7 protein-coding genes are annotated in these 6,309 nt (G+C 41.0%); 1 reads left to right on the top strand and 6 read right to left on the bottom strand.

Annotated elements, in window-relative coordinates:
- The first annotated feature begins 88 nt into the window (after window positions 1-88).
- Window positions 89-637: a hypothetical protein gene (locus JMY08_RS12525; RefSeq protein WP_194621105.1), complete on the top strand. Its 549-nt coding sequence runs from the start codon at window positions 89-91 to the stop codon at window positions 635-637.
- A 114-nt stretch (window positions 638-751) separates the two neighbouring features.
- Here the strand turns inward: JMY08_RS12525 and JMY08_RS12530 are convergent, their stop codons facing one another.
- From JMY08_RS12530 to JMY08_RS12555, 6 genes are all read right to left on the bottom strand, one after another.
- Entirely contained in the window at window positions 752-1,354 is a 603-nt protein-coding gene (locus JMY08_RS12530) for a rhomboid family intramembrane serine protease (RefSeq protein WP_201593599.1), read from the bottom strand.
- Between the two features lie 41 nt (window positions 1,355-1,395).
- Window positions 1,396-2,448 (bottom strand): 5'-nucleotidase, encoded by a 1,053-nt coding sequence (locus JMY08_RS12535; RefSeq protein WP_010197782.1) that lies wholly within the window; start codon window positions 2,446-2,448, stop codon window positions 1,396-1,398.
- 166 nt (window positions 2,449-2,614) lie between these two features.
- Window positions 2,615-2,833: a dodecin family protein gene (locus tag JMY08_RS12540; RefSeq protein WP_201593600.1), complete on the bottom strand. Its 219-nt coding sequence runs from the start codon at window positions 2,831-2,833 to the stop codon at window positions 2,615-2,617.
- 144 nt (window positions 2,834-2,977) lie between these two features.
- Window positions 2,978-4,267, bottom strand: a complete 1,290-nt coding sequence (locus JMY08_RS12545; RefSeq protein ID WP_201593601.1) for a TRAP transporter large permease — start codon at window positions 4,265-4,267, stop codon at window positions 2,978-2,980.
- Window positions 4,264-4,791 (bottom strand): TRAP transporter small permease, encoded by a 528-nt coding sequence (locus JMY08_RS12550; protein ID WP_010197787.1) that lies wholly within the window; start codon window positions 4,789-4,791, stop codon window positions 4,264-4,266. Before JMY08_RS12550 ends, JMY08_RS12545 begins: the two co-directional genes overlap by 4 nt.
- A gap of 17 nt (window positions 4,792-4,808) precedes the next feature.
- Entirely contained in the window at window positions 4,809-5,867 is a 1,059-nt protein-coding gene (locus tag JMY08_RS12555) for a TRAP transporter substrate-binding protein (protein WP_189586626.1), read from the bottom strand.
- Window positions 5,868-6,309 lie beyond the last annotated feature (442 nt).

Here is a 6,309-nt window from a genome sequence, read left to right on the forward strand (position 1 = left end):
TATCTGGTCGCTATAATAACGATATTTTAGGTTCTTCCTTTATCCAATAAGTTCAATTAAACATATCTCACGCATTAAGGAATATTTTATGCTTTTTGAGTTTATCGCTACCATCGCTGCCGCATTTGGCATGGCGGGACTAGCACTTATCATAACTCACCTCAGCAAACTGGCAGGCAAACGTGCCCCTAAATGGCTGATTCCCTTATTCGCTGCTATTGGTATGTTTGCATTTCAGATAAATCAGGAGTACAGCTGGTATGGTCAACAAGTGGAGAAGCTACCAAAAGGTGTAGAAGTCGTCAAAACAGCGAAAAGCACTGAGTGGTTCCGCCCATGGTCTTATGCTAAGCCGCAAATATTACGGTTTATCGCTGCCGATATTGGAAATGCGAGTGTACAAGTAGATAACCCAGATATACATTTATTCAATTTATATTTATTTGAAAGACGAAGAGCCGTAGAGACAGTCCCTCAAGTTATCGATTGCAGTATTCCTGCACGTGCAGACTACGTGATACCTGAAAAAGGCAATACGCTATCAATTGATAAACATGTAAAGCAAACGACTGCATGGCGAGACCTAGCAACAGATGATCCGCTATTCATCAGTATTTGCACTGATAAACAAAGCTAACGAATTAAGAGAGATTTAGAATAGTAAAGTATTAAAAGAGACATATGATGATAAGGCGGTATTTTAAACGAGTAAAAAATCTGAAAATACTGCCTTATTTGTCTGCTTTGCTTTTTACTGATGAGACGTTGTCGTATAGGTATGTTTAGAATTGGCACCTAGCAGTAGCCCCGCACATAAACCACCAAAATGGGCGGCAAAAGAGATACCTTCTTGCGGCATTAGACCTTCTTTGATAGTGAGCCAATACCCTGCCCCCATAACGATACAAGCGATTAAATAACCCCAACGCCGAGCGAACACGGCTCCCCCTATCATATAACCAAGCATCGCGAAGCATAACCCCGATGCCCCGATATGAATTGATAACGGCGAGCCAATGACCCAAGTGACCAAACCGGAAGCAATAATGAGCTTAACAATCGTACGATAAGCATTGTTCTCAAAAAGCCCAAATAAAAATAAAATTTGTAATAAAGTTACACTATTGCCAAGCAAATGTGAAAAATTGCCATGCATCGTCCATGAAGCAAACACCCCAATCATGCTACCGATATCAAGAGCACGCGGCACGATGCCAAAAATATTCCACAGTCCAAACAGCGCAAACTTATTAAGAAAAAACATACCCCACATCGGCCCTAAGACAAAAGCATATAAACCAATAACTTGCTTGATTCGTACTAATATCAACGTGAGTAATTGCCGCCACTTCATATAATCTTTTATCCTATTGATTTCATTTTATTCAACAGACCCTAATGGTTCACTGAAAATAGTGGTTGCTGTATCGGCTTAAATGATAATAATGAAGCATCTTTGTCCGCTGTTAAATAACTATTGGCATGCAGTAACGACGTTGAATGATAAGGCACTAAGGCGGTAGGGACAAAACTGCGCGCGGCATCAATATGCTTAATAGAGTCATCAAAAAAGATATGTGGCGCAAACGTTCTAAGTACAGCCGTTTTTTCCAGACCTCCTAAGAAAAATGCCATATCAACATTGACGCCCCACTCTCGCAATGTCTTAATCGCACGCAAGTCAGCGGGTGCATTGCGAGCCGTCACCAACGCAATCTTTATGGGAGAATATTGAAGGCCTGCTGGTAGACGCTCTTGCAAGTTCGATAGCTTAATTAATAATTCAGCATAAGGCCCTTTCTCAATTGGCAAGTCACGCATTTGTGCTTCACGATCATGAAAGGCACGCAATCCTTTTTGCTTATAGAGTAGCTCACCTGAATCATCAAACAGCACGGCATCACCATCAAAAGCGATACGCAGCTGATTGGTATCCAATTTATAAGTATTAACAGGCGTCGCATCGAGTATCGCACAAGCGCAGATATTGGCATCAGCAACTTGCTGCGCATCCTCACGATTGGTGGTCAAAAACAGATCGATATTAAAATCTCTGATATAAGGCGAAACAGGACTACCCGATATAAATGCCGATCGAGAAATATTGAGTCCATTTTCACGAATGGCATTGAGTACTTGAATGCCCGTATCTGGACTGCTTTTCGAGACAATCACTACTTCGACCAAAGGCGCTTCAATATCAGGGAGCTGTACAGTATCGTCTTCACAATAATGATTCAAATTTAGCAATGCTTTGATAAGCGGATAGCCCGCGCCAATATTTAATGGCTCGTTTTCACGCGCTGCCATATAGTCACGAAACTCTTTTATAGCGCTTTCAGGCCGGTGCTCTAATAGCTGTAATAAATAATTTTCTGATTCTGCTAAATCAAACAGCGCGGTTGCAGAAATCGCGACTATGAGCGTGTTACTAAAATCGACAGCCATAAATGTTTACTTCTATTCTAAATATTCAAAATGATAGCGTTTTATTTTACTACATATATAGGCAAGCTGTGTGGCTACTCCTGCTAATCACAACAATCATCAATATATTTTTTTTATGACAAAAAAAAGACTGCAATCGCAGTCTTTTTTAGGTTTCAAGCAACACTTAGCTAATATCAGTACCATCATTAATGACAAAACTTACAATCATAATGACATGATATTTACTGATTTTTCCATCAGTAACCCCTACTTTTTGCTCTTTTATCCAAGCGCCTTCAACATTATTAACGGTTTTAGAAATCCGCTCAATACCTTGTTGAATAGCATCTTCAAAGCTGGTTTCAGAGGTACTACTGATCTCGATATTCTTGGCAATTGTCATAATATTTCTCGCATCCATGTGATTCTAAAATGAGTATTTTAAGACAAGCTTATCGTAGAAATGCTACTTAAAAGCGATGTCTCTCATTTATTCTAGCGTTATACATAGTATGCAACAATGCTTCAGTGTTATTTTATGTAGGAATTAACTTAATAGCACTAAAGATATCGCTGGAAACGCAACCAAAATAACCAATCGAATCACATCAGAAACAATGAATGGTGCTACCCCGCGGAACATATCGGACAGTTTGATATGCGGAGCCATTGCCTTAATCACGAAAATATTCATTCCCATCGGCGGCGTTATCAGTCCAAGCTCTACCGTCAATACGGCAATAATACCAAACCATACTGGATCGAAGCCTAAAGCAACAATGATTGGATACACCACTGGAATGGTAATGACCAGCATCGCTAAAGCATCCATGAACAACCCTAATAGGAAGTACATGATTAAGATACAGATCAGTACGACCATTGGACTCACTGCTAACGTACCAATCCATGTCGCTAATGTATAAGACAAGCGTGACACTGAGATAAAATAGCCCAAAGCTTCTGCACCCAGTAGCATAAAGAAGACCACTGCTGATAATGCGAGCGTCTCAATCAGCGATTGCTTAAGGCCTTTCATACGCATGCCTTTAACAAAAGCGTAAGCCCAAGAGACAAATGCACCGACTGCTGCGCCTTCTGTGGGAGTAAATAGCCCAAAGAAAATACCCGCAATAATCACGATAAAAATAAAGCTAAACGGTATCAAACCGGTTAACGATATGAGCTTCTCTTTCCAAGTAGTCGACTCGCCACGACGCGCTAAGTGTGGTTTCCAGCGCACCATAACCATGACAGTGATTGAGTACATCACCATCCCTAACATACCAGGCAAAAAGCCTGCAATAAACATGTCACCAACGGACTGCTGAGTTAGGATGGCATAAACCAGTAGCGCAATACTAGGCGGAATCATAATACCTAATGTGCCACCTGCTGCTAAAATACCACAAGCAAAACCAGGTTGATAACCATACTTCTCCATCTGTGGCAATGCAACCTTAGTCATAGTAGAAGCAGTAGCTAATGATGAGCCTGAGATAGAAGCAAAAATACCAGATGATCCGATACCCGCGATACCAAGACTCCCTCGTACTCCACCAAAAATGGTTCGGGTAGCTTCAAACAATTTTCCTGCCATACCTGAATGTGTGGCAAAGACTCCCATTAAAATAAATAACGGAATAGCACTAAAGTCATATTTTGCCAAGACATCTACTGGAATGTCTTTGAGCATCTGTAAAGCACCGCTTGGCGCAGTCACTGCTCCAAAACCAACCAAACCCACACCCAACATGGCAAGTGCGACTGGCACTCGCAGGACAACAAGCAGGATCATGACGACTAAGCCAATGGCTCCAATAATTTCTGGACTCATGCGCCTGTCTCCTCGGCGTCAAAGAACTCGCCCGTTTTAAAGATATTAATGGATTCGATTAGCGAGCGAATAGCTAGCAAAAGACTTAAAAATGCACTAAATGCATAGATGGGCATCATTGATAATCGAAGATCTTGGGTAACTTTACCGTATTCTATGGCATCAATGGCGCTCTCATAGAGACCCCATGAGAACACAATACCAATGACAAAAAAGCCCATCATAAAGATGCCCATCATGTAGCCTTTGACGGCTTGAGGCATCTTTTGAGTAAAGACATCAACGATGATTTGTGAGCGTTCGACGAAAGCGGCAAAGGCGGCAAGCAAGGAAAATAGCATGAAATAAGACACAATTTCCACGCTACCCTTGACCGTAAATCCAAACTCACCACCAGTGAGCTTGAATATATAACGAGCCGTCACATCCAACATGGTGGTTAGAACAATAATAATAAGACTGACACCACCAAAAAATTGGCATAATCTAGAAATAAACGTACTGATTTTGACTAAAAATGCCATGTGACACCTCCAATAGGTTATACCTTACAGGCAGCACTGGCAGCTTTGGCCTTTTCATAGACACTATCAGCATCCAAACCTAAAGCATTGACGTCTTTTAGATATTTTTGCGTTCCTCTTTCAAGCGGACCTTTCCAATCTGGATCATTTAGTGGATCAGGAATTTCGATAATTTCGTCACCCTTATCTTTGGCAGCTTGAATTGCCATCTGGTCATGCTTATCAAACACTTCACCGACCTTATTAGCCAATGCCATCCCTGAGTTTTTATCCAAGACTTGTTTTAGATCATCAGGCAAATTATCGTATTTATCTTTGTTCATCGTCACCATAAGCGCTGAACTATAAAAAGGAATATTGGTATGATATTTCGTAATCTCATCGATTTTGAAAGCAGTCACTGCTTCCCAAGGGAAACTCAAGCCATCCACAACTCCGCGCTGTAAAGAGGTATACATATCATTAGCAGGTAGACCTACCGGTGAAGCGCCAGCGCTTTCGATGATATCACCAGCCACGGCTGAAGGACGACGGATACGCATACCTTTCATATCTTCAGGCGTTCGAATTAGCTTGTCAGTGGTATGAAGTGCACCAGGACCAGCACCGTACATGAACAGGAGATGAGAATCTTCATATTCACTAGCAAGTGTGCCATCATCATAAAGGGTCTGGAGCATACAACCCATTTGAGTGGCTGAATTTGATAATCCAGGGAGCTCAGTAATCTGAGTTAAAGGGAATCGACCGTTAGTATAGCCATGAGCCTGTGAGCCGATATCAATCGTACCTTTTGCAGCGGATTCATAGGTAACATCTGCTTTAGCAAGACCTGCTGAAGGATATAATTCTACTTTCAAGCGACCATTAGAATCTGTCTCTATTTGTTTAGCCCAAGGTTCAAAAACCTCCGTGCTAATAGATGATGTTGCTGGCCAAAAGTGAGAAAAGCGTAAAACAGTAGTTTCTTGAGAAGTTGCTGACGAGCCATCAGTAGTATCAGCGGATTGGTTAGAACAGCCTAAAAGACTGATCGCTGCTAAGGCACCAATTGAAAAAAGAGGAGCTAGCTTCATTATCAATTCCTTTTGATAATTATGAGATGAGGAGTAGAGCTTACGTTTAGCACTCTAAGTCGATGAAATAATTAATCATTTACAAAGTTAAAACGTCTTTCTAATAAATCTGCAATAAATATACTATATAAAATTAGCAGCTATAATGATATAAGTCAAATCATTTTGAGCATATAAGGTAATAATCCATTCAAAAATAAGCATAGATTAACGAAACGCAATGGACAAATCTAATAGTACTCTCAGATACTAAATTTCGACGGATTACCGACTATAAGCAAGATGTTCTAAACAACGAATGTTTGTAAAGAGGCAAACCGCAGACAAAACAAAACCCCCTCTGCTTTCGCAAAGGGGGTTTTGAGGAATAGAGAGCTGACGATGACCTACTCTCACATGGACGAATCCACACTACCATTGGCGCTACGATGTTTCACTTCTG

This window comes from Psychrobacter sp. Pi2-51 (genome assembly GCF_904846665.1).
GTDB classification, from domain to species: Bacteria; Pseudomonadota; Gammaproteobacteria; order Pseudomonadales; family Moraxellaceae; genus Psychrobacter; species Psychrobacter glaciei.

Coding starts and splice junctions, on each gene's coding strand:
- JMY08_RS12525 (WP_194621105.1), top strand. CDS start 89: ATGCTTTTTGAGTTTATCGCTACCATCGCTGCCGCATTTGGCATGGCG.
- JMY08_RS12530 (WP_201593599.1), bottom strand. CDS start 1,354: ATGAAGTGGCGGCAATTACTCACGTTGATATTAGTACGAATCAAGCAA.
- JMY08_RS12535 (WP_010197782.1), bottom strand. CDS start 2,448: ATGGCTGTCGATTTTAGTAACACGCTCATAGTCGCGATTTCTGCAACC.
- JMY08_RS12540 (WP_201593600.1), bottom strand. CDS start 2,833: ATGACAATTGCCAAGAATATCGAGATCAGTAGTACCTCTGAAACCAGC.
- JMY08_RS12545 (WP_201593601.1), bottom strand. CDS start 4,267: ATGAGTCCAGAAATTATTGGAGCCATTGGCTTAGTCGTCATGATCCTG.
- JMY08_RS12550 (WP_010197787.1), bottom strand. CDS start 4,791: ATGGCATTTTTAGTCAAAATCAGTACGTTTATTTCTAGATTATGCCAA.
- JMY08_RS12555 (WP_189586626.1), bottom strand. CDS start 5,867: ATGAAGCTAGCTCCTCTTTTTTCAATTGGTGCCTTAGCAGCGATCAGT.